20 protein-coding genes are annotated in these 24197 nt (G+C 53.0%); 6 read left to right on the top strand and 14 right to left on the bottom strand.

All coding sequences use genetic code 11. The annotated features are described in order from the left end of the window. Positions 1-52: 52 nt before the first annotated feature. The 3 genes from AACZ64_RS07495 to pilB are packed head-to-tail and all read right to left on the bottom strand — an operon-like array spanning position 53 to position 3873. Positions 53-916, bottom strand: coding sequence for an A24 family peptidase (locus tag AACZ64_RS07495; protein WP_293613567.1), 864 nt, complete (start codon positions 914-916; stop codon positions 53-55). Positions 917-924: 8 nt separating this feature from the next. Beyond that, positions 925-2133, bottom strand: a complete 1209-nt coding sequence (locus AACZ64_RS07490) for a type II secretion system F family protein (protein WP_339639847.1) — start codon at positions 2131-2133, stop codon at positions 925-927. A gap of 3 nt (positions 2134-2136) precedes the next feature. Next, positions 2137-3873, bottom strand: a complete 1737-nt coding sequence (pilB, locus tag AACZ64_RS07485; RefSeq protein ID WP_339639846.1) for a type IV-A pilus assembly ATPase PilB — start codon at positions 3871-3873, stop codon at positions 2137-2139. Positions 3874-4293: 420 nt separating this feature from the next. On the opposite strand from pilB, the gene AACZ64_RS07480 reads away from it, so the two are divergent. The 3 genes from AACZ64_RS07480 (at position 4294) to AACZ64_RS07470 (ending at position 8661) form a co-directional block, all read left to right on the top strand. Further along, complete coding sequence (locus AACZ64_RS07480) at positions 4294-4773, top strand: pilin (RefSeq protein WP_293613564.1); 480 nt, start codon at positions 4294-4296, stop codon at positions 4771-4773. Between the two features lie 126 nt (positions 4774-4899). Further along, entirely contained in the window at positions 4900-6999 is a 2100-nt protein-coding gene (locus AACZ64_RS07475) for a sulfatase-like hydrolase/transferase (protein WP_293613563.1), read from the top strand. A 63-nt stretch (positions 7000-7062) separates the two neighbouring features. Then, positions 7063-8661 carry a hypothetical protein gene (locus tag AACZ64_RS07470; protein ID WP_293613562.1) on the top strand — a complete coding sequence of 533 codons (1599 nt, stop codon included), beginning with the start codon at positions 7063-7065 and terminating at the stop codon, positions 8659-8661. A gap of 67 nt (positions 8662-8728) precedes the next feature. Here AACZ64_RS07470 and rffA read toward each other — a convergent pair whose 3' ends face one another. The 10 genes from rffA to AACZ64_RS07420 all read right to left on the bottom strand — a co-directional run bounded on the left by rffA (position 8729) and on the right by AACZ64_RS07420 (position 20622). Next, positions 8729-9865, bottom strand: coding sequence for a dTDP-4-amino-4,6-dideoxygalactose transaminase (gene rffA / locus AACZ64_RS07465; RefSeq protein WP_339639845.1), 1137 nt, complete (start codon positions 9863-9865; stop codon positions 8729-8731). Between the two features lie 224 nt (positions 9866-10089). Next, positions 10090-10848 carry a class I SAM-dependent methyltransferase gene (locus AACZ64_RS07460; protein WP_293613560.1) on the bottom strand — a complete coding sequence of 253 codons (759 nt, stop codon included), beginning with the start codon at positions 10846-10848 and terminating at the stop codon, positions 10090-10092. Further along, complete coding sequence (locus AACZ64_RS07455) at positions 10838-11281, bottom strand: GtrA family protein (protein WP_293613559.1); 444 nt, start codon at positions 11279-11281, stop codon at positions 10838-10840. Before AACZ64_RS07455 ends, AACZ64_RS07460 begins: the two co-directional genes overlap by 11 nt. After that, positions 11278-12462 (bottom strand): ATP-grasp domain-containing protein, encoded by a 1185-nt coding sequence (locus AACZ64_RS07450; RefSeq protein WP_293613558.1) that lies wholly within the window; start codon positions 12460-12462, stop codon positions 11278-11280. The genes AACZ64_RS07455 and AACZ64_RS07450 overlap by 4 nt, the downstream gene beginning before the upstream one ends. A 172-nt stretch (positions 12463-12634) precedes the next feature. After that, on the bottom strand, positions 12635-13768 hold the full coding sequence (locus tag AACZ64_RS07445; protein WP_293613557.1) for a Gfo/Idh/MocA family oxidoreductase: 1134 nt from the start codon (positions 13766-13768) through the stop codon (positions 12635-12637). Further along, entirely contained in the window at positions 13758-14714 is a 957-nt protein-coding gene (locus AACZ64_RS07440) for a glycosyltransferase family 2 protein (RefSeq protein ID WP_293613556.1), read from the bottom strand. Before AACZ64_RS07440 ends, AACZ64_RS07445 begins: the two co-directional genes overlap by 11 nt. Positions 14715-15183: 469 nt before the next feature. Next, positions 15184-16683, bottom strand: a complete 1500-nt coding sequence (locus AACZ64_RS07435) for a hypothetical protein (RefSeq protein WP_293613555.1) — start codon at positions 16681-16683, stop codon at positions 15184-15186. A 159-nt stretch (positions 16684-16842) separates the two neighbouring features. Beyond that, entirely contained in the window at positions 16843-17910 is a 1068-nt protein-coding gene (locus AACZ64_RS07430; RefSeq protein WP_293613554.1) for an ABC transporter ATP-binding protein, read from the bottom strand. A gap of 1 nt (position 17911) precedes the next feature. Next, positions 17912-19576 carry an iron ABC transporter permease gene (locus AACZ64_RS07425; RefSeq protein ID WP_293613553.1) on the bottom strand — a complete coding sequence of 555 codons (1665 nt, stop codon included), beginning with the start codon at positions 19574-19576 and terminating at the stop codon, positions 17912-17914. 20 nt (positions 19577-19596) lie between these two features. Further along, positions 19597-20622 (bottom strand): Fe(3+) ABC transporter substrate-binding protein, encoded by a 1026-nt coding sequence (locus AACZ64_RS07420; RefSeq protein WP_293613552.1) that lies wholly within the window; start codon positions 20620-20622, stop codon positions 19597-19599. Between the two features lie 335 nt (positions 20623-20957). Between AACZ64_RS07420 and AACZ64_RS07415 the strand changes: the two genes are divergently transcribed. The 3 genes from AACZ64_RS07415 to AACZ64_RS07405 are packed head-to-tail and all read left to right on the top strand — an operon-like array spanning position 20958 to position 23215. Continuing rightward, positions 20958-21692 carry a CDP-alcohol phosphatidyltransferase family protein gene (locus AACZ64_RS07415; RefSeq protein WP_339639844.1) on the top strand — a complete coding sequence of 245 codons (735 nt, stop codon included), beginning with the start codon at positions 20958-20960 and terminating at the stop codon, positions 21690-21692. A 4-nt stretch (positions 21693-21696) separates the two neighbouring features. Further along, positions 21697-22089: a GtrA family protein gene (locus tag AACZ64_RS07410; protein ID WP_339639843.1), complete on the top strand. Its 393-nt coding sequence runs from the start codon at positions 21697-21699 to the stop codon at positions 22087-22089. A gap of 31 nt (positions 22090-22120) precedes the next feature. Then, positions 22121-23215 (top strand): inositol-3-phosphate synthase, encoded by a 1095-nt coding sequence (locus tag AACZ64_RS07405; RefSeq protein WP_339639842.1) that lies wholly within the window; start codon positions 22121-22123, stop codon positions 23213-23215. Here AACZ64_RS07405 and nadC read toward each other — a convergent pair. Beyond that, entirely contained in the window at positions 23212-24066 is an 855-nt protein-coding gene (nadC, locus tag AACZ64_RS07400) for a carboxylating nicotinate-nucleotide diphosphorylase (RefSeq protein ID WP_339639841.1), read from the bottom strand. The genes AACZ64_RS07405 and nadC overlap by 4 nt on opposite strands. Positions 24067-24197 lie beyond the last annotated feature (131 nt).

The raw sequence follows: 24197 nt of genomic DNA, 5'->3' as shown, positions 1-24197 counted from the left end.
GAAAGCATAACCGGGCTAAACATCACCGAACAACATTCGTCGATGGCATCGCTCAGAACAGCGTCAGGTAACTCGTGGTCAATGTTTCACCCCAGAGCAGGGCAATCCAGCCAGCCGCTGCCAGGTAGGGGCCAAATGGAATGGGTATCTGTCTGTCCCTCCCCAGCAGAACAACCATCAGCAGGCCCACCACAGCGCCCACCAGCGACGACAGTAAAACGATCAGCAGCAATTGTTGCCAGCCCAGCCAGGCACCGAGCGCCGCCAGCAGTTTGAAGTCCCCGTGGCCCATGCCCTCTTTGCCGGTCACCAGCTTGAACAGCCAGAACACTGACCAGAGGCTGAGGTAGCCCGCTGCCGCACCAATCACCGCGTTGTCCAGCGAGGTGAACAGGCCGTTGACGTTGACCAGCAAACCCAGCCAGAGCAGGGGGAGGGTAATGCCATCCGGCAGTAATTGCTCGTTGAAATCAATGCCGGTGAGCGCCAGCAGGCTCCAGCTGAACAGTAATGCCAGCGCGGTGGTCGCCGTCAGACCAAACTGATACACCACCATTACCGTCAGCAGGCCGGAAACCAGTTCAACCAGTGGATACTGCAGGGAAATGGCAGTCCGACAGTGTGCACAGCGGCCGCGCAGCAGAAGATAGCTCAACAGTGGAATGTTGTGAATGGCCTTGATCGGGGCGCCGCATTGCGGGCAGTGAGAGGCGGGAAACACCACATTGAGCGGTTCCGGCACGGCCTCTGAATCCGGTTCGATCTCTAGAAACTCCTGTGAATCCCGGCGCCAGGTGGCGGCCAGTTGCCGGGGCAGCCGGTAAATCACCACATTGATGAAGCTGCCCACCAGCAAGCCCAGTATCAGACTGACCGCCAACACTGGCGCAACGGATAAACCCAGCATATCGGGCATCAACGGACCTAGATCACCGCGCCAAGTTTGAAGATCGGCAGGTACATGGCAATCAGCAGGCCGCCCACCAGAACCCCTAGCACGGCCATGATCATTGGCTCCAGCAGGGTAGTCAGGTTATCCACGGCATTGTCGACCGCCTCTTCGTAGAACACGGCAGACTTCTCCAGCATGTCATCCAGCGCGCCGGACTCCTCACCGATTGAGGTCATTTGCAGCAGCATTACAGGGAACTTGTTGGTTGTTTTGAGGGCCTGGTGAAGCTGAATCCCCGTGGTCACATCGTCCCGAACCTTGTAAATGGCCTCCCGGTAAACCGCATTGCCCGCGGCCCCCGCCACCGACGTGAGTGCATCCACCAGCGGCACCCCGGCGGCAAAGGTGGTGGAGAGTGTGCGGGCGAACCGGGCGATAATGGCCTGGTAGAGAATGTTGCCCACCACCGGCACTTTCAGTATGTATTTATCAATGAACGCATCAAACTTCGTTGAGCGCCGTTTGGCTTCACGGAAGATCAGAAAAAAGGCGACCAGGCTGATTATCCAGATAAACCACCACTCCTGTGCCGTATTCGACAGGCCCAGTACGAACTGGGTAAATGCGGGCAGGTCGGCCCCGAAGTTACTGAAGGTTTCGGCAAATACCGGCACCACTTTGACCAGCAGTATCCCGGTCACAATCACCGCCACCAGTACAACGGCAATCGGGTAGGTAAGGGCTTTTTTGATTTTGGCTTTCAGGGATTCAGTTTTTTCCTTGTAGGTGGCAATCCGGTCCAGCATGGTTTCCAGCGCACCAGCCTGTTCACCGGCGCCAACCAGGCTGCAAAACAGATCATCAAAGTGTTTGGGGTGTTTGCGCAGGGCGCCCTCCAGGCTGATACCAGAGGAGACGTCATCGCGAATGGTATAAATGATCTCGCGCAGGGATTCTTTATCGGCACCTTCGCCGACCAGATCAAAGCTCTGTACCAGCGGTACACCGGCGCGCATCATGGTGGCCAGCTGACGGGTAAAAATCGCGATATCCTGGGGTTTGACGGGTTTCTGACCTGTGAACAGGGGCTTGGCCTTTTTCTTGACCCGGCTGGCGGCAATGCCCTGCTTGCGGAGCTGGGCCTTCACCATCACTGCGCTACTCGCCTTCAGTTCGCCCTGGATGGGCTTGCCTCTTTTATCCTTTCCCTTGTAGGTATAGACCTGTGCCGTTGTTGCCATGGATTAGTCCTTGGTTACCCGATTAGCCTCTTCCAGGCTGATTATACCTTCGCCCGCGCGACGAAGTGCCGACTGGCGCAAAGTTCTGAAGCCTTCTTCGATGGCCGCCTGTTCAATTTCAATCGAATTGCCACCTTCCATAATCAGCCGGGCTATTTTGGGGGTTACTTTCAACACCTCGTAAACCCCCACCCGTCCTTTGTAACCGTTGGTACATTTCGGGCAGCCGACCGGGTGAAACAGGGTCAGCTCCTCCAGGGGGCGGCCAATGGTCTCAAAACCCTCATCGATCAGGATGTTATGGGGTATATCGTCAGCGGGCTTTTTGCAATGCACGCAGAGTCGCCTGCCCAACCGCTGGGCAATAATCAGGTTCACCGAGGTGGCCACGTTAAATGCGGGTACGCCCATATTGAGCAGTCGGTTGAGAGTTTCCGGGGCACTGTTGGTGTGAAGGGTGGACAACACCAGGTGACCGGTCTGGGCTGCCTTGATGGCGATTTCGGCGGTATCCAGGTCGCGAATCTCACCCACCATGATCACATCCGGATCCTGTCGAAGGAAAGCCCGCAGCGCCTCCGGGAAAGTGAGTTTCACCTTGTAATTGATCTGTACCTGGTTGATGCCCGGCATGTTGATTTCCACCGGATCTTCGGCCGTGGAGATATTGCGTTCGGTGGTGTTGAGAATATTCAGGCCGGTATACAGCGAGACGGTTTTACCGCTACCGGTGGGACCGGTCACCAGAATCATGCCCTGGGGTTGGTTCAGCACATCCAGATACATCTGCTTCTGGTCTTCTTCATAGCCGAGGTTTTCAATACCCACCTGGGCGCTGGTGGGATCAAGAATCCGCAGTACGATTTTCTCGCCGAACTGGGTGGGCAGAGTGTTCACCCGAAAATCGATGGCCCGGTTCTTTGAAATCCACAGTTTAATCCGGCCATCCTGGGGTACGCGACGCTCGGAAATATCCATTTGTGACATCACCTTCAGGCGCGCCGCCAGCCGTGGGGCCAGATTGGCCGGGGGCTTGGTAACTTCGCGAAGAATACCATCGGTCCTGAACCGCACCCGGTAGGTTTTTTCATAGGGTTCAAAGTGAATATCCGAACATCCCTGTTTGATGGCGTCCAGCAGCAGTTTATTGATAAACCGCACAATCGGGGCATCGTCTACATCGCTGGCGTCAATGCCAGTGCCGCCGCCTTTGTTATCCTCGTCGACGGCCTCAATATCCAGGTCATCGAGGTGCACATCATCCATGGTGCCGAGCGCATCGCCCATTTCATGTTCATCCTGCTCATGCAGGTAGGCATCCAGCGCCCGCTCCAGTTTGTCGTGTTCCACCAGCACCAGCTCAACGGACAGGCCGGTCTGAAAGCGCACCTCGCTTACTGCCTGGTGGTTGGTGGGGTCGCTCACTGCCAAAAACAGGCGGTTGGCCCGCTTGAACAGGGGCAGAACCTGGTGCTTGCGAATCAGCTTTTTCTCAACAAGCTCCTTCGGGCTGGCCTCAATGTTGTGGGCCGAGAGGTCGTAGAGTGGTGTGCCAAATTCATTGGCCGCAACTGCGGCGATCAGGCTGGGGGCCAACAGGTTATTGTGAGTCAGGTAATGCACCAGGTTGGACTGGTCGCTTTCACATTCAGCCAGTGCCTGCACGGCAACGTTTTCTTCCAGCAACTGATCCGTTACCAGACGTTTGGCCAAGCCTTTCAATGTATCGGTTTGTTTCATAGGCGGACAGATACTCAACGGCGCAAATAAGTAGAAACAGCAGTAGAACCAGCCGTGATGTTAATACAAGGTGACGGCGGGAGCCATAGCTGGGCGCAGGGCATTAGTCTCATTGGTTACGGCGCAACGGATTAGTGGTGGGCTGCGCAACCGGGTTGGTGATTGATAGAGGCTGATTCACGCCCGGATTCACAATCTGGTTCGGGGTGCCGGTCCGGAAGATCGGCGCTGGTGGAGGATATTGTCACCGGCTGAATGCGGCATGACTGCCGGGTCTGGTTATAAACTGACAAAAATTGTCAGTCTGCGGTGAGCTCAAACCCTTGATGTCCGCAGACCCGTTCTTTGGCACGGTAAATGCTAGACATATACCCTGCAATAACGCCAAATGGCATATCGTTATTTCATGGGAGAAATACAATGAAGAAAGTACAACAGGGTTTTACCCTTATCGAACTGATGATCGTGGTCGCGATTATCGGTATTCTGGCCGCCGTGGCACTGCCCGCCTACCAGAGCTACGTGATCAAGGCCAAAATGTCCGAAGTGATCCTGGCCACCAGCCAGTGTCGCACCACGATATCTGAGGTCTACCAGACTGCCTCTGATTCAACTTCCATTCCCGGCAGTAATGGATGGGGTTGTGGTGAGGGCAGTGGTCCTGGCGGCAACGGTATTAGCCAATACGTGGCCAGCATTGCGACAAGTCCTGACGGGGTGATCACAGTCACAACCCAAGGCTTTAATGACTCCGATGTTGACGGCGGAACAATTACCTTGACACCCGAACTTGCCAATTCTGTTACAATGACATCGTCAAATGTGGGTAATCAGGTGTTCAGGTTCAAATGTGAACCTGGCACTCTCAATACCCAATACTTGCCCGGTTCCTGCAAGTAGGTTTACTGGAGTGCAGTGAATGGGGTGGTTGACCCGTTCCATTCGCCATTGCAACAAGCAAAACCCTGCCTGGTTCCAATCAGGCAGGGTTTTTTAATGAATGATGATTACCACCAACAGATGTAGATGATGATGACGGATACTCCCGAGACAGAGGCCATCCAGTCCACCAGCCTGGACCAGCAAGCACCTCCACCGCGCCGACCAATTACACTCTATGCCTGGTTGATTCTGGGCTTTCTGGTGGTGGTGTTGGTGGCCAACTTTTACCAGGTGCTGATTGTGGCGCCGGATCAGGTTGATATGAAGGCCTTTTACCATGCGTTGCTGGTCAGCCCCGGTTTCTGGTGGGACCTAGGCTACTTTGTGCTGGCCATGGTGGCCATTCATCTGGCCTGGCTGTTTTTACTGTGGTTGGCCTCCGCGGGCTGGCTGGGCCTGCCCGCGATCAGCCCGAAAAACCGCCAGTTGTTGCCGGTATTGCTGTTTCTGTTATCGGCGCTGCTGTTGCTGGTGTGGAGCAACCGGCGCTATCCGCAGATGCAGGGCAGCGGCTTTCTGAATCAAAGCCCCTGGTTAATGAGTGACGCGGTATTCGTCGGCCTGCTGGCGATCTTTGTCGTGGCGTTTGTTGTAAGCCTGGGCTTTCTGATCCGGCACAACGCCCGCGTCTGGGGCTCGGCCTGTGTGTTGGCTGTGGGCGCGTTTGGCACGATGTACGGGTTGAGCACCACAGCCGGCAATGCGCAATTTAATGGCGCTGTGATTAATAGTGCTGACGGGCCACCCAATATCTTTATTATCGGTATCGATTCCCTGCGTCCGGACCAGACCGGCTATTTTGGCAACACTACCGGTCTGACGCCCAATGTAGACAAATTTCTACAACAGAGCACCGTTTTTGAAAATGCTTACACGCCGTATGCCCGAACCTTTCCGGCGTGGATGAGCATTCTTACCGGTGCCGAGCCGGTCAGCCATAATGGCCGCTACAACCTGACTAACCATAAATATATGGACAAAAATCGCGCCCTGGGACGCTGGATGCAGGACAGTGGCTATCGCTCAATTTATGCGATGGACGAGAGGCGCTTCAATAACATTGATGAAACCTTCGGCTTCGATGAGGTAGTCGGCCCCGAGTACGGTGCACTCAACTTCATGTTGGGCGGTTTTGATCACCCGCTCGTCAATTTGCTCTGCAATACTGTGGCAGGTAAATGGTTGTTCCCGAATATGTATCTGAACCGGGGACGCGACATGAACTACGATCCCGAGCGGTACAGTCAGGCCATTCTGGATGCCGTGGTTCGTGAGCCGGATCAGCCGGTGTTTCTGGCCGCTCACTTTGTGTTGCCCCACTGGCCCTGGTTGTCACGGGAGTGGGAACCGCTGGAAGGTGAGCCCTACAGTGAAGACCCCGCTGAGCAGTCGTTTTACCGCTACCGCATGATGCTGAAACAGGTAGACCGGCAGTTCGGTCAGTTTATGGCGGATCTGAAGGCGACCGGTGCGCTGGATAATGCCTACGTGTTTTTTATGTCGGACCATGGTGACGGATTCGACCTGCCGGCCGATGAGTTAACAGCGGCGCGGGACGATGCCATATTTGAGGTATATAGCACCACCCGTGGCCACGCCACCAACCTGCTTAACTTGGGCCAGACCCGCGTGCTACTGGCGGCCAAAAGTTACGGCAACGACGATTTTGGCCCGGCGCTACGCGCCGGTAACGGCTCACTGATGGATATTGCTCCGACGATCTCAGAATTGCTGGACAACCGCTTTGCGGATAAATCGTTCGATGGCCTATCACTGCTTTCTACCACCGACAGGGAGTTATCAAACAGGCCTCTGTTTATGGAAACCGGGGTGATTGTCACCGAACTGACCAAGGACGAGATAGACAAAAAACGCCTACTGACCCAGACCGTGGGCATTTATGCCACCAATGCTGCCGGCAAGCTGGTTGTTCGAGATGACTTCCGGGACATGATTATCAGGAGCAAACACCGCGCCGTGGTGAAAGGCGACTGGCAGTTGACCCTGATCCCCAGCATGGGCGAGCACATGGTGCTGATTAACATCCCCGAAAAAAAATGGTGGTCGCTGGACCAGTATGAAGGTGATGTCGACACCGCCGGTATGCTTCGTGATCTATGCGAGCATTATAAGAACGACGTCGGGTTTGATACGGCGGGGGTGTGTGCGAAGGCAGGTCAATAAGCATGAGCAATGGTTATTTGGAAGCCCAAACTTTTTATGGATACCTAAATTTCTAGGGAAGTTATGGATATTTTAAGAGGCAATAAACGCTTTTATACGTTTCTTGTATTTTTGGGTTTTTTCATTCTTGCTTGTATTCTTAATTGGGATGCTCGTTACGAAAAGCCTGTGTGGGATACGGCAGCTGGCGTCTTTGCTCCTGCAATTTATCTCTATGAAACAGGATTTGATTTTTACAGTTTGCTGGAAGAGCCTGGATTTCGGCAAGCGGGTCCGAACGTGCACGTGTATACACCTATCACTATTATAACGGCGGCAGTGATGTGGTTGTTCAATGGAGATACTGAGTTTGTCTACCTATCGCTTCATATAATCCAGTTTCTTCTGACCGGGTTGGTGTTGGCTGTCGTGTTTACTCTGAGTCGGTCAATTTTTGGCATTTACACTTCGTTGTTTGTGACAGCTGCGGTCATGCTCTTTCCGCCTTTTCTGATTCAATCAAGATATATGTATATGGAGATCGGAGGAAGTCTATGTGTCATCCTCGCCTTCTCAAATTGGGTTAAGCAGAATCATTTTTGGGCAGCGATTGCTGCAATTGCAGCCTGTTTGGTCAAGTCATCAGGATTACCAATAATAATATGTCTTTCTTTATTATTTATGCTCGAAAAAGATGGGCGGACCAAGCGCGTGTTTTATGTGGCTATGATGGTGATATCGGGTGTTGGCATTGAGCTGTTGCGCTGGATGCAAAAGGCCAATACAGCGTCAGTCAACAATACAGATTATACAGGCTATTTAATTCATCAGTTTCATGGCCGGCTGTCGCAGACACCGGATTTCTATCTGATATTGCTCTTTCTTATTATTGGAGGATGGTGGTATTTACTAAAAAACAGAGATACTTTCAAAAGGAAATTTGTGCTTGGTGATCAGGAAGATGGGGATTTAGATTTCGAGAGAAGGGTTTTGCTCGGCGGCGTATTGATGATAAGTGCCTTCGTGGGTTTTATCGCGGTAGTCCCGTTGTCCGGTATGGAATTTTACCCGCTCACAAGGTACTACATCTGGATTTGGCCTGTAATGGTTATAACACTTGTTGCCCTGATACTAATATCTTTCAGAAGTGGTGAGTTGCAGCAAGAAAATAAAAACGGTGGCCTTGCTGTGAAAGTCTTCGTCAAGATTATTATCGTCGTGATGATAGGCTTTTTTTGGAGCAATAAATCAGGGGAATACTATCCGAATTATGGTAAAGATATTACGGCATTTTCTATTGCCGAAAGAAGTATGGAATATAAATCATTCAATGAAATGCAAAGCGCCCTGATTAAGTCAGCAGAAGGAATAAATGACCGGAATGTCTATCTGAATCTTTTCGATACCTTTTATACATCAAGTCCAATAATGGGGTACATCGACCACGAGAAAGAAAATTTTAAATACATTGTGACATACCATGATAACCCGGCTGACCTGCGTGAATATCCTGACAACTTTGCCTTGGTATTGAGCAATGTGTCTCATGGGGGGCAATATATGTCCGCTTTGATGCATCAAGCACTAAGGGCGCCTGATATGTATGAGGTGAAAATTCTGGATGACTATAATATCGACGGTTTTACGGGTTCGATTGTGGGCATCTCCAAGCTTCATGAGTAAATATCGCACAAGTTAGTCCGGACTGATTAAATCACTACCAGTATCTGTTGACCCGCATCCAGAAAAATCAAGATACTGCATCAGACAACACATTGATTATTTTTTCCTGTTGCGCCTCTGTTAAGCCAACCCACAGTGGTAAACGCACCAATCGCTCTGACTGCCGGTTAGTTACCTCCAGATCGCCCTGTGCACGGCCATATCGCTTTCCGGCCGGTGAGGAGTGCAATGGTACGTAATGGAAAACCGAGAAGACATCATTTCCCTTCAACTCATCAAGCACTTTTTGCCGATCGATCTCCGGTGCTAATAAAATGTAGTACATGTGGGCATTGTGTTGGCACGTATCCGGAATGATGGGACGGCGCAGTAACCCTTTGGCCTCAAGTGGCTCAATAAGCTCGTGATAGCGTTGCCAGATTGTCAGCCGGTCGCTGGTGATGCGTTCGGCTTCCTCAAGTTGCGCCCACAAAAAAGCGGCAGTTAACTCGCCTGGTAAAAATGAAGATCCGGCCTCCTGCCAGGTATATTTATCCACCTCGCCTCGAAAAAAGCGGCTACGGTCAGTGCCTTTCTCCCGGATGATTTCAGCACGCAAGGCCAAAGCCGGGTCGTTCACCAGCAAGGCACCACCTTCCCCCGAAATCACATTTTTGGTTTCATGAAAGCTGTAAGTCCCCAGATCGCCAATACTGCCCAAGGCTTGCCCTTTATAGTTTGCCATCACCCCTTGAGCTGCATCCTCCACAACTTTGAGGTCATGACGTCTTGCAATATCCATAATACTGTCCATCTCGCAAGCGACCCCGGCATAGTGCACTGCTACGATGGCGCGAGTACGTGGTGTGATTGCCGCCTCGATAAGGCTCTCATCCAGATTCAGAGTATCTTCGCGGATATCCACAAACACCGGTATGCCACCACGAAGAACGAAGGCATTTGCAGTCGATACAAAAGTGTATGAGGGCATGATGATCTCATTGCCGGGCTCAATATCCAGTAGCAGAGCCACCATTTCCAGTGCGGCGGTGCATGAGTGCGTCAGCAGAGCCTTGTTGCAGCCACTCTTGTTTTCCAGCCATCCATGGCAACGTTTGGTAAAAGGTCCGTCACCAGCCAGCATGTTGCCTATCTTGGCCTCGGTAATGTAGTGCAACTCTTTACCAGTCATATATGGCCGGTTGAATGGGATTTTCTGTGTCATTGCGTGCTCTCCTGCAGCCTGGGCCACTCATCCGGCGACATGAAGCAGATACTCACTGTTATACCCGGGTATTGGTATTTCTTTAAACAGGCTTCCAAAATGACCAATAGATAGAAACCCATAAACTGAGAGTGCCTGCAAAAGTCGGTGCTGCCATCATTAATAATTACTTTTCTGGAACCGCTTAATAGTACATGACGGTCAGCCCTAGTTTATGAAACCATTCATGGTTTCCTTGCTAGCAGTAATAAAGAGCCTCCGACCGGCAGTCTTATTCCAAGTTTAATCAAAAACAATTCCAGGCGCATAACTGCTTCCAGTCCACAATTAATCCATCCAGGTAACCTGAGCTCGGACATTGAGTCACAATTTTGGCTATTGGCTTTAGCACGGGATCGGGCTAACCACATCAGAGGAAGCAACAAACTAACGAACGAGGTGACGAAACTTACAGATAATCCCGCCTGACTAACTTTAAATATTAGCTCATTTCGGGTGTAGCGCCGGACATGGCAGGCCTGTTGATCTACCTCAGACCACAACCATCGGTGTTGGGGCACAGTGAGCAAAAGCGCTCCATTCGGTTTCATCGCACGTGCCAGGTTGGCCAAGACAAGTTGATCTGGTTCGATATGCTCAATCACATCAAAAGCGCCTATTACGTCATAGTGTTCCGATTCAGTCATGCGAGTCGCATCAATTTGCCTGAAAGTTGCGGTAGGAACACGTGCGCGTGCGAACACCAAACCCTCCTCGAAATACTCTGAACCAAAACACTCGGTTTCCGGAAAGGCTTTAGCGACATCCCTCAGTACAAATCCCGTCCCACAGCCAACCTCCAGAAAACTTCTGAAAGAACCTACTTTTTTGGCAAGTACCCAGAGTAACAACCGATTCCTGGATAGAAACCACCAATGCCCGGCCTCAGCTTCAGCCAGCAAGGGGAATGAGCGGCTCTGAAAAGGTTGACGCTCATTGGTCATGCAACCTCTCCTTAAAGACAAAAAAATTGAGTGCTACAAACAAAAAAATCGCCACTATCAAGATAGCACCCGCCTGTACCAACTGATGTGGATAGCCTAGCTCGCCGTATAGCAATTGAATAAGGCCTATATTGATTAAATAGCCTGCCGCATACGCCATTATATAGCGACCTAGGGTGATTTTATCGAGAGTTTGAACTTTTTGTTGAAAGGTATGGCGACGATGAGCAAGGTAGCCGGCCAAAACGCTAAGCGGATAAAAAATGCTTACAGTCGCGATTGGACTTAGCCCAAGGGACGTCACTGCCAAATAAACGAGATAGCCCAGCAGATTCAGCGTCAGTCCAACGACTGCATAACGAAACAGTTTTGCAAATGGTAAATGGTGCAAACTATTAATAAAGCGTCTGAACCAACCCGTTGGATTAGTCACTGTGTCAGAATCCGAGCCGACAGCAGTGTTTGCAGATTTGGTGCCTGTTCGCGCATGTGCTCTGCATCTCGGTGCTCAACAAATACAATACCGAATTTGTGAGTATCTGCGTTATGAACTATCTCACCCTCACGGCCCCAGATCATGTGGTCAATGATGTTCATTTCTACTTCAGGATCGAAGTTGAAGCCCGCAAAAATACCGGGAGTATGTGCCATGAGACAGTGGCGTGTGATACAACGGCGTTCAGCCATGTGATGAACATCTGGTATTCCCATGCCACTGGCGGCGCGTACGATCCATTCCGCGTAGGGTGCACCAGTAGTATGACGAACCAAATCGATATAAAGGTCACCTGGTGGCCGGCGGCAGATCTCAATAATGACTGGATCACCTACTTTTGGCTGAATAAACTGTATATGAAAAATCCCGTCGACCAGACGTAGATCGGAGGCAATCGCCTCGCTGTATTCGATCAGTCGGTTGATTGAAGCGAGGGGGCAGCTAGATGGTGTAGAGGCAGCAGATACAAGGTAGGGGGAAAGATGGTAATGCTCATCGTCGGCAAAGTAGAACACCACGCGTCTATCGCGAAGCATGGCAGTAAAGCCGTGTCGGCTACCAGTGATGAACTCCTCGACCACAATACGCCCTGCTTTGGAAATGGCAAATGCAGCTTCTGCGCAGGCAAGCGCATCCTTGGGCGCCTCTGCACGGGCTATACCCTTCCCACCAGTTAAATCCACCGGCTTGATGATCAAGGGAAAACGGAGTTCATTCGCAGCCCGCTCAACCTCTTTCATATCGCTGCAGCCATGCGCACGAGGACTCGGATAGTTATAGCGTGAGGCGTAACCCCGCCAAGCATCCTTGTGATGGATTATTGATGCTGTCTCGAAACTGTCATGGCCGGGTAAACCAAGCTTTTCTGCAGCATAAGCACAGGATAGGGCAGAGAAATCATTGCAACATGCGCATAGCGCGTCTATCTCTAAAGAACGAGCCAACTCCAGTACCTCCTGCGGATCAGAGAAGTCGCATGGAATATAGGCGTCCGATTCTGAGTGTCCTAGATCCTTGGAGCGATTACCGCTAGTGATCACACGATAACCGAGCCTCTTTGCTGAACGGATTAAGGGGATATCCGAGTGGCCTCCGCCGACAAGTAAAAGTTTCTTCATGGTCGTGGAATAAAGAACATCACTGTTTCGGTGACACCCTCAGTATAGTGATGCAGATAAAGGTTATAATCATCACGTATGTTGAAGATGGTTTTCGGTATGGGCCAAAGATCGTCCGACTCGCCATCCATTTTAGCTGTAATAGGAATCTCATTGGAGCGATAACGCATAACTAGCTTTCCAATCCAACTGAAACCCAGCGTTTTTCCCGTGCTGAAGTAGCCATGGCTTCCAATACTTCAAGTCCTTCGCGTGCATGATGAACAGAAAATACATCAGCATACTGTGTTGAAGTTTCGCCTCTGAGGCTTGCAGCGATATCTGCATAGATATTAGCAAAAGCTTCTGTGAATCCTGCCGGATGACCGGCTTTAAACCGGTTGTACCGTGGTAGCTGTGCCAGTTGGACGTCCATGCTGGCGCGATCAAGGTTTGTTGTGCGACCGCAGTTATCGTGAAGCAGTAAACGCTCTGGATCCATTTGGTACCACTCCGCTGCACCACTTTCTCCATAGACGCGCACTCGAAGACCATTCCGATGGCCTAGAGCTGCTTTACTAAACCACATGCTGCATTCGATATCGTTACTGTAATGAATCAGAGCAGTAATATTATCAATAACCTGACGATACTGGCCCAGGCTGGTTTGGCTTGCAACCAACTCTAACGGGTGAGCACCAGTTAGAAAATATATAATGTGATGTACGTGTACTCCCAGATCTAGGGAGATTGTGGGTATAACCCCGTCTTTTAACCTCCACTGTTGAGGAATAATCGGTAAGCCATTCCGGTCAAGCCGGGCAAACCCTTCTTGGGGCATTTCGATATGGATTTGCTCGATTCGCCCGATGAAACCTTTTTGGATTTTCTCACGCAGCTCTCGTAGCATCGGGTAGCCAGAATAGTTGTAAGTGACAAACAAGGAGCCAGCATTTGCAGAGATACTCTGCTCGATACGCTGGACTTCCTCGCTGCTAGCCGCTAGGGCTTTCTCACAGATTACAGGTAGTCCAATCTCAAGTGCTGCAAGAACAACTGGGGTATGGTCGGGCGTTGGAGTCAGAACTACCACTGCGTCGAGGCTATCAGTCTCTTTGTTAAGAAGTTCTTGCCATGAGGAATAGAGGCGATTGCTATCAATATGGCGGCGAAAAGAAGTCTGCCGATTGATTTCCGCATCTTGACTGAAACAACCTGTCTCAACTTTGAATAGGCCATCCATTTGCGCGGCTATGAAGTGTGTATCACCCACAGCCGAGTTGATGCCACCACCAATAAACCCAAGTCGTAAGGGTTTAGTATTCATCGTCTTGAAGCTCAAAGGTTGTATCGCTAATAAGGTAAAGTGGACGACGCTTTACTTCGTCGAAAATCTTGCCAACATAAAGACCAACAACACCAACCGCACCGATAATTACCCCAGTAGAAAAATAAATGGAAACAATGAGACTTGTCCAGCCAGATATTGGTGTCGACCGTAAAAAATACTGGATGATAATCCAAAGCGCATAACTAAAGGAAAGCATCGAGAGCGTAAATCCTAGCATCACCGTTAAACGGAGCAATCTATCGGAGTGAGCGACAATGCTATCAAAGGCAAGGCGCAACATTTTTCTCAGTGTATAACTGGAACGACCATGAACGCGTGTAGCATGGTTGACATTAATTTCCGCTCGATGGAACCCCACCCATAGAGCAAAAAGCCCAAAAGATCGGTTTTGTTCTCTTAATTGCCTGATGCTCAGAATGGCTTTCTTTGAGTAAATGCCGAAACTTGCAATACGATGATCAACTTTGGATCCTGTAAAGTAGCTGAATAACCGGTAAAAGTTTTTTGAAAACCATTTTCTGATCAAGCTATCTTTCCGTTCCGCCCGCTTCCCAACTACGATATCAAAGCCGGTCTGGGCGACTTCATGTAGCTTGGGGATCTCTTCTGGAATATCCTGCAGGTCACAATCCATTACGACAACCCAATCGCTACGCGCAAAGTCGAGCCCAGCTGTGATGGCGTAATGCTGGCCGAAATTACGTGAGAAGTTAATACCCTTAACCCGGGAATCTTCTGTAGCAAGGGATTGGATTATTGCCCATGAGCCATCCGGGCATGCATCATTGACCATGATAATCTCATAGTCTGGCGTAATGCTACCCAAGACGATATGAAGACGTTGGCAAAGTTCAGGCAGTGCTTCAGCACATCCATAAACAGGCGTCACCACAGATATGTATGGGCTTGGTTTGCTAGTCAAGTTCGTAATCTCGAATATTTAGGTATGGTTTATCCATAAAAACTCCCAGCTGAAAACAGTCGGAGTAATAGTTATTTAAATAGTGTTTCACAGCCTTCAGAGGGATGTGATTGGGCCGAAGAATAGTGACTTTTTTCATCTTGTTCACTTACGAGAAAAAGTTGGGGGATTACCCAGATTCATTCGTGGACACCGGTATGTATCGCCTTAGCGTACAATTTGTTACCACTAAGGTAAACAAATCATCAGCACAACTCTCTTATTCAAGAGAGTTGTCACACTGTCCAGTGTGTGCTGTTTCCTTCCTCCCGAAATATTTAGAAAAACTTTATCCTTTATCAAAGCTGAATACTCGTGAGTAAACTATAAGTAATTGTGCGTTTGTACCAAACTGAATGGGACCGATTGATCCAAAAAACTTGTTATGACCACTGGTTTTCGATTGAACATTATCAGCCGTAAATTTCATTTACCCCAACGAATGAATGACGTAGTTCATATAACGCTTGACCTGTATACCGATGCCCGGTTTTTTTGCAGGCGGTAACGACGGCTGTCGGTTTACCGGGTGAGTTTTTCTCGCCAGCCGCTGAGGTGCGCGGTGGTAGTGTTCGGTCAGCAGGCTGGTAAGCACGGTGTATCTTTCATCGGCTGTAAAGATCAGGCTCATCGGTGCGTTGTGGTGATACTGCTCCGAGTAGGTTTCGCCGGTGTGGCTGTTGAAGGTCAGGGCGGGGTGGAAGTGCCACAGTCCGACGGGGATGTCGTCCCAGCGGTCGTCCCAGGCCCAGGGCGGTTTTGGGCGGGACCAGGCGCGTTTTTCGAAGTCGTTGGCGGCAAAGAATTTGCCGATCTGAATCTCCCTGCCGGTGGGATCTGTGCCCAGCAGAATGGTGTCTTCGAACAGGGTGGTGGCGTTGTTGCCTGAATCTGCATGGGTTTTAGCCAAGCGGTACCAGGGTTTCAGGCTGGCGAGTTGGTAGCCGATATTGTATTCGGTGTGGTCGTCGATGCCGGGGGCAATCAGCTCGTCCGGGTCGCTGGCCAGTCGCAGGATTTTGCTGTTGCTGGCCAGTTCGTCAAAATCTGCCGGGTTGGCGCAGCGCACGCCGTGCCCCATGCTCTGGACGAACAGGACGATGTGGGTGCCGCCCTCGAACAGGCTGCGGGTCTGGATGGGTTCGGTGCCTTGGGATTCGCCGGTGCGGTTGCACAGGAAGAAACGGTTGTGGAACCAGGTTTCCACCAGGGTAACCTGCATGCTGGCCTTGTCGATGCGCAATTGGATGCCTTCGTTGTCGCCGTCGTGAAAAGTGGCATCGGAGAGGGCTTCCCGCACGGGCAAATCATAATCCTTGACGTGATAGAGCATGTAAGTGAGGTAGTAGGCGTCATGGGTTTCGGCGATGACTTCACCGTGGACCACAGCGGGCACTGTGCCAAGGCTGAGGGCATTGCTCACGTTGTTGCGCGGGTCGGTGTCGCCGTCGAAAAAGATGTCGGTGGGAATATCCCACAGTGGTTCGTGACCCATTTTGTGAAGGATGGTTGGGCTGTAGCTTGCCAGTAGCTGGTCATAAAACTGGTCGCGTGGCAGTGTCGGGTCCGGCGGTTGGGATGCCTTATCCACATACCCGGGCAGTGTGACCTGTAGGTCTGAGGGCCATTCCTCCAGTGTCCTGCCGGGCCAGTGGTGAGTGGGGTTGTAGCTGGTCGATGAGAGTGGTTGCTGTGGGACTTCGTCGTCATCCATCGGTTGTGCCATCAGCTGGGTATTGATGACGATCAGCATTTCAAGCAACAGCAGGATGGACAGCGGCAGACCGATCAGGCCGTAAAGCAGCAGGCCGAGAGCCGTGTTGACGCGTGAGTGCCCCCGGTTGCCACGCAGCCGTATGGGGAGCCACAGGCAGGCCCGATAAATGGTGATGGGGAACAGCACCACATCCTTGCAGGTTTTTCTTAGCATCAATGATTATTAAAAATAGTTATTATTTTTAGGGGTTGGTCGAGTCGGCGCCTGGGCGGGTTGTCTGTGCGAAGTGTAATCCGGCAAAAGCCGTCTGGATAGATAGCAGAGCGGAGTTTTGTGGTTTTTTCAACGGCGCTCGCTATAGGTGACCGGGTATTAGGTTGCCGGGGATGTGTGTCGCCTGAAAACCGGCAGGTGGTCTGCCTCCAGACGGATGCCGAGCATTTCACCAATTTCGTGTTGGTGATGGCTCTGCACCAGACAGAGCACTTTCTGACCGCTCTCGAGGCGCAGGGTGTAAAGGTATACAGCGCCGCGAAACGCCCTGGCGACGATTTCAGCTTGCAGGTGGCTGTCTTCAACGTGAATGACGTCGTCGGGACGCAGCAACAGGTCGACTATTTTGGCAGGTGAGGTGGCTTCGCCGGGTTCCAGATCACCGGTGACTATCCCCAGTTCGGTGCGCACCTGCTTATCGTTGATGATCATGCCCGGCAGCAGCACACCCTGGCCGATAAAGTCGGCAACAAAGCGGTCGGCGGGCCGGTGGTAAAGGTCAAATCCCGTGCCCCACTGGTGCAGTGCGCCTTCTCCCAGTACGCCGATATGGTCTGCCATGGCAAAGGCTTCGTTCTGGTCGTGGGTCACCAGAATGGCGGTGATGCCATCTTTGCGCAGCAGTTGGCGTACGTCGCGGGCCAGTTGTTCGCGCAGTTCCGAATCCATACTGGAGAAGGGTTCGTCGAGCATCAGGATATCCGGGCGCGGCGCCATGGCGCGCGCCAGTGCGATGCGCTGTTGCTGGCCGCCGGAAAGCTGGTGGGGGTAGTGGTTGCGAGTGTCCTGCATCTCAACCAGCTTGAGCAGTTCATCGACCCGTTGCCGGCGCTGTCCGCGTGGCATTTTGCGCAGGCCGAAGGCGATGTTCTGGGCCACGGTGAGGTGGGGGAACAGGGCAAAGTCCTGAAACACCATGCCGATGTGGCGCTGTTCCGGCGGCAGTGTCTTGTCGGGGCCGGAGACGATCCGACCGCGCAGTTCGATCTGTCCGGCGGAAATCGGTTCGAAGCCTGCAATGGCTCTCAACAGGGAGGTTTTACCGCAGCCTGACGGCCCGACAAGGCAGGCAATTTCACCTGCTTCCAGGGAGAAGGAGATATGTTGCAGGATACTTGTTCCGGCGTAGTTGATTTGCAGGTCCGTGACGGTGAGTTGCGATGTCATGTCATGGGGTATCCCTGGTGACGGCCACCCGGCGGGTCCGGGTAATGGTCCAACTGATCAAGATGACCGGCAGTATACCAGCAGCGACGATGGCCAGGGCAGCGGGCGCAGCCTCGGCGAGACGTTCATCCGATGCCAGTTCGTAGGCGCGCACGGCGAGGGTATTGAAGTTGAAGGGCCTCAAAATCAGGGTGGCCGGGAGCTCTTTAAGGACGTCGACAAAGACCAGCAGCAGGGCGGTGAGCAGGGAGCCCTTCAGCATCGGCACATGCACCTGTCTGAGTATTTGCAGGGGGCCATAACCGAAGGAGCGACCGGCTTCGTCCATGGATGGGGTGATTTTGCTCAGGCCGCTGTCCACCGTTTGCAGCGATACGCCAAGAAACCGGGTCAGGTAGGCAAAAATCACGGCCACCACGGTGCCGCTGAGCATGAGCCCGGTGGAGATATCGAAATTGCTGCGCGCCCAGCCATCGATGCTGTTGTCGATGAAGGAAAACGGAATCATCACGCCTACCGCGATCACCGGACCGGGCACCGCGTAGCCCATGCCCGCCAGCCGGACGGCACCCTGTAAAACCTTGCCGGGAAACAGTCGCTGGCTGTAGGCCAGCAGTAAAGCCAGTAACAGAGCCAGCACGGCGGCGTAGCTGGCCAGCTCGAGACTGTTTGTCACCAGCCCCATGAACCGTGCATCGAGCACTTGGTCGGCAACACTGACCGTCCAGCTCAGCAATTGAGTGGCGGGCAGCAGAAATCCCAGCGCGACGATACCGAAGCAGAAACCGCTTGCCGCAACGGCCCGCATGCCCCGCAGTGAATAGCGGTGGATATCCTGGTGGCGGCGGCTGGTGTGGTGGTAACGGGCGCGGCGTCGGGAGTAGCGCTCAACCAGAATCAGAATCATCACGAAACACATCAGCCCTGCAGCCAGTTGGGCCGCGGCGGCGGCACTGCCCATGCCGAACCAGGTGCGGAAAATGCCGGTGGTAAAGGTGGAGACGCCGAAATATTGCACGGTGCCAAAATCCGCGAGGGTTTCCATCAATGCCAGCGACAACCCGGCGATTATCGCCGGTCGCGCCAATGGCAGGGCGACAAACAGGAAGGTGCGCCAGGGGCCGTTGCCCAGAGTGCGGCTGGCATCCAGTACGCAGATGGACTGATTGAGAAAGGCGGCGCGGCTGAGCAGGTAAACGTAGGGGTAGAGCACCAGTGTGAGCATGATGGCGGCCCCTTCGATTGAGCGAAGATCGGGGAAATAATAATCCCCGTAGCCCCAGCCGGTGAGTTCCCGCAGGGTAGTTTGTACGGGTCCCGAGAAGTCCAGCATGCCGGTGTAGGTGTAGGCGATGATGTAGGCGGGCATGGCCATGGGCAGCAGCAGGGCCCATTCGAAAATGCCCCTGCCGGGAAACTGGCACATGCTGGTAAGCCAGCCGGTGCTCACTCCGATCAGCAGGGTGCCGATGGCGACGCCAAGCATTAGCAGCAGCGAGTTGATAATGTAGTCCGGCAGCACCGTGGTGGCCAGATGGCTCCAGATTTCGCCAGTGGGTACAAACACGTAGCTCACCACGACAATCACCGGCAGCGCCAGCAACAGTGCCAGAAGCACTGCGCCGGTACTGATCAGTGTCTGTTGTTGTCGTGGAGAGTCTGGCATGGAGGGGGCTTGGCAGGCTGCTAGCGCCAACCAGCCCGATCCATCAGGCGCAGGGCTTCGCCATTGCCGGCTCCCAGCTTATACAGTTCCACCGGGTCCGCCTTGAAGGTGCCCCAGCTGCTCAGTACCGGACCGATCTCGATATCATTGCGGATGGGGTATTCGCCATTTTCACGTGCATACCAGGATTGTGCTGCATCGGTGCTTAAAAATTCCAGCAGGGCAATGGCGTTGTCGCGGTTGGGTGCCGAGGCGGTGACGGCAGCACCGGAGATATTGACGTGAGCGCCACGACCATCCTGGTTGGGCCAGAACACGGCCATTTTCTCGGCGGCAGCCCGCTGTTCTTCGTCATCGCTGGTGAGCATGCCCGCCAGGTAATAGGTGTTGGCGATGGCCAGGTCGCACTGGCCGGCCGCCGCCGCCTTGATCTGGTCGCGATCGCCCCCTCTGGGTGGCATAGCGAAATTGGCCACCAGCCCCTTGGCCCACTCCTCGGTGGCCTCCAGACCATTGGCGGCGATCAGTGATGCCACCATGGACTGGTTGTAAACATTGTTGGAAGAGCGAATACAGATTTTGCCTTTCCATTTAGGGTCGCTGAGGTCTTCGTAGCTGCTCAGTTCGGCCGGGTCCACTTTGTCCTTGACGTAAAGGATGGGCCGCGCACGGAGGGACAGACCAAACCAGTGATTGCTGTCATCGCGATACATTACGGGAATATTCTGCTCCAGTGTGGTCGATTCCACCGATTGGGTCAGGTTGGCCTCTTTGGCCCGGTACAGGCGGCCCACATCGGTGGTGAGCAGAATGTCTGCGGGGGAGTTGCGGCCTTCACTCTTCAGGCGCTGAATCAGACCGTCGGCGTCGCCGGTGACCAGATTGACCTCGATACCGGTCTGTTCGGTAAAGGTGTCCAGCAACGGTTTGATCAGTGCTTCGATCCGTGCGGAATACAAGTTGACCTCAGCGGCTGAGCTAACCGCCGTGGAGCAGGCCAGAAGCAGGCCCAGAATACAGTGTGAAAAACGCCTACTGATTTGCATAACACCCTCTCCGGTAGAAATAACCCTTAATGGTAATGAGATTTATTATTAAATGAAACAGTCGCTTTGAGAAATATGTGGCGGATCGTTGCGCTGGATCAAATTATCACCTCTCATTGCAACGGGTGTCATCGGTTTGAAATAAACGGTGGGAAGCGGCTCTTGACCTTCCTATAATGGCCGGTGTCGAGGGAGCAGAGCAGCACAGGTTTCCCCCGGTCGTAGATGCTGGCTGAAGGTGAAATAAAAATAACCATGTTGATTGGCATGTTATTCGGGCGGAGTCGCCGTCATTGGTTGCCGACTGGAGCCGGTCCGGTCCCTGGGTGTTCGCGGTGATAAAGAGCGAGGCATGGATTGTGCTGGCGGTATTTGTGTTGATGCTGTCGCTCGGCCTGATTTATTTTCTGCGGGGGTTGGCCGGCGGAGGTTTCAAACGCTATGAGCGGGTGGACCGCCAGGGTGGCAGTGCGTTGCTCGGCAAGGGGGTGATGAATTTTGCCGTTTGGTCTGTCGAGCCGCTGGTGAGATTGCTGCAACGCTGTTCGGTAACACCCAATCAGGTCACGTTCGTGTCTTTGCTGTTCGGCCTGCTTGCCGCTGCGTCGATTGCCCTCGGCCATTTTGGCTACGGGTTTTTCCTGGCTCTATTGTCCGGTATCAGCGATGTACTGGACGGTATGCTGGCGCGGTTGCAGGCGACAGCGGATCGCGGTGGTGTGGTGCTCGATTCGACTATTGATCGCTATGTGGATTTTATGTTGCTGGCCGGGTGTGCCCTGTTTTTCCGCCATCAGTTCTGGGCCCTGTTGGCCTGTCTGCTGGCGATTCACGGGTCGTTTATGATCAGTTACACCACGGCCAAGGCGGAGGCCATGACATTGGCTGTTCCCCGGGGTGCCATGAAGCGCACGGAGCGCTACGTGTATCTGTTGTTGGGGTTGGCGGCCTCGGCATTCTGGCCGCAGGGCCTGCCGTTATTGCTGGTGATCTGGGTTCTGGCCGTGTTGGGTAATGTCTCTGCAGCGCTGCGGTTCAAGGCGCTGTACCTGTCGGCACGGGCGGGCTGACGGGATGTTTTTTCGGGCGCAGACATCGGCTGTGGTGGCCACGGCGATCGATTTTCTGGTGATGATGCTGTGTTTTCAGGTGTTGGGTTTGCCGCTGGCGTTTGCTGTGGTGGCTGGGCCGATCAGTGGCGGGCTGGTAAACTTTTTTCTCAACCGTCGCTGGAGTTTCAATGCCCACCGGGAGGGTATTGGCTGGCAGATATACAGCTACATGCTGGTTTGTCTGATAGCCGCCGCAACCAATGTGGTTGGGGTGTTGGCGCTGGTGGCCTATTTTGCGCTGGATTATTTGTTGGCGAGGATATTGGTGGCGATGGTAGTGGCATTGGCTATTAATTATCCCTTGCACCGGCGGGTGGTATTTGTAACCTCTGGCAGGTTTGTCAGCGACGATTAGTGTTTGCTGTTTTTATGTTTAAGGAGCAGAAGTGGAAAGAAAGAAAATAAGAATAGCTGTGGTAGGTGTGGGCAACTGTGCCAGCTCGCTGATTCAGGGGATTTACCACTACCGTTTGCGCGGGGTGCAGGATTCAATCGGTTTGCTGAATTACGAACTGGGCGGTTACCGGCCGGAAGACATTGAGGTAGTGGCGGCTTTTGATATCGATAAGCGAAAAGTGGGCCGGGATGTCAACGAGGCGATTTTTTCACTGCCCAACTGCACCACGGTGTTTTGTCCGGATGTGCCGCCCTGCGGTGTAACGGTTTCGATGGGCAATGTGCTGGATGGCTATTCCGAGCACATGGCCGGTTACGGCGATGACCGTACTTTCTTGCCCGGGGCCGAGTCCCAGCCGAGCCTGGCCGATGTGGTGGCGCAACTAAAAAGCGCAGCTGTGGATGTGGTGATGAATTACCTGCCGGTGGGCTCCCAGAAGGCCACGGAATTTTACGCGGAGTGTGCCCTGGAGGCCGGTTGTGCCTTTGTTAACAATATCCCGGTATTCATTGCCAGCAATCCCGATTGGGCCGCCCGCTTCAAGGCAAAGCACTTGCCGATTATTGGCGATGATATCAAGGCCCAGTTGGGGGCGACGATTCTCCACCGCACGCTGGGTAACCTGTTCAAAAACCGTGGTGTGAAACTGGAGCGGACCTACCAGCTGAATACCGGTGGCAACACGGATTTTCTGAATATGCTGAACCGGGACCGTCTGGCCTCCAAGAAAGAGTCCAAGACTGAAGCGGTGCAGAGCGCCATTCCCCAGCGGCTGGCCGATGAGAATATTCACGTGGGACCGAGTGATTATGTGCCCTGGCAGAATGACAACAAGGTCTGCTTTATCCGTATGGAGGGCAAATTGTTTGGTGATGTGCCGATGAACATTGAGCTGCGGCTGTCGGTGGAGGATTCGCCAAATTCTGCCGGAGTCGCCATCGATACCCTTCGCTGTGCGAAGCTGGCGCTGGAGCGCGGCATCAGTGGGGCTGTGGACATTCCCTCGGCTTTCTTCTGCAAGCATCCGCCGCGCCAGATTCCGGACGATGAGTCCTATGCTGCTCTGATGGCGGAGTGGGTCTAGCCAGGCAGATTTTTCAACTGTATCCGCATCGACAGGTCAATGGCCCGGCAGTGCTTCGTCAGGCTGCCGGATGACAGGTAATCGATCCCCTCAATAGCTTTCGCAACGAGGTTGTCCACTTCCAGGTTGCCGGACACTTCCAGTCTGGCGCCCCCACGGTTTATGGCGATGGCTTCGCGGATCTGTTTTTCATCGAAATTGTCCAGCATGATAATGTCGGCTCCGGCCTGCAGTGCCTGCTGAAACTCCTCCAGACTTTCTACTTCCACCTCGACGGGTTTGTCGGGGGCGATTTCCCGTGCCCTGGTAACTGCGGCGGCGATACCGCCACAGGCGGCGATGTGATTTTCCTTGATCAGAAAGGCGTCGTATAGCCCGATGCGGTGATTGTGGCAGCCGCCTACGGTCACCGCATATTTTTGTGCCAGACGCAGGCCGGGTATGGTTTTTCGGGTATCGAGAATCTGGATGGTCGTCCCTTTTACCAGTGCCGCAAATTGCCGTGAAATGGTGGCTGTGCCGGAGAGGGTCTGCAGAAAGTTAAGTGCCGTGCGCTCACCGGTCAGCAGACTGCGGGCCGACCCTGAGAGGGTCAGGAGAATATCCCCCGGTTTCACCTCGTCGCCGTCGCGAACCTGCCATTCAATCCTGACGGTGGGGTCCAGCTGGGCGAACACTTCATCCACCCAGGCTGTTCCGCATACCACCGCCTGTTCGCGGGTAATGACGCTGGCTTCGGCACTATTTTCTTCTGGAATCAGGAGGGCGGTAATATCCCCTTCGCCGATGTCTTCTGCGAGGGCTTGCTTGACGGTGGCGGAGATATGGCTTTCAGGCAAATTGTTTGACATAGGGTATCCAGCTGCGATCCGGGCATATTACAGCAGTCATTTATGGGGGAACAGACTCGGGCTGAATAAGTTGCGGCAGTTATTGGTGGCGACAAGTGTGACCTGTTTCTCGATTTTGGACAAAGTGAGGA

The sequence above is a fragment of the uncultured Porticoccus sp. genome (genome assembly GCF_963975625.1).
In the GTDB taxonomy this organism is placed as follows: Bacteria; Pseudomonadota; Gammaproteobacteria; order Pseudomonadales; family Porticoccaceae; genus Porticoccus.
The sequence above is the reverse complement of the archived record's forward strand: the minus strand, read 5'-3'. Positions and strand labels throughout refer to the sequence as shown.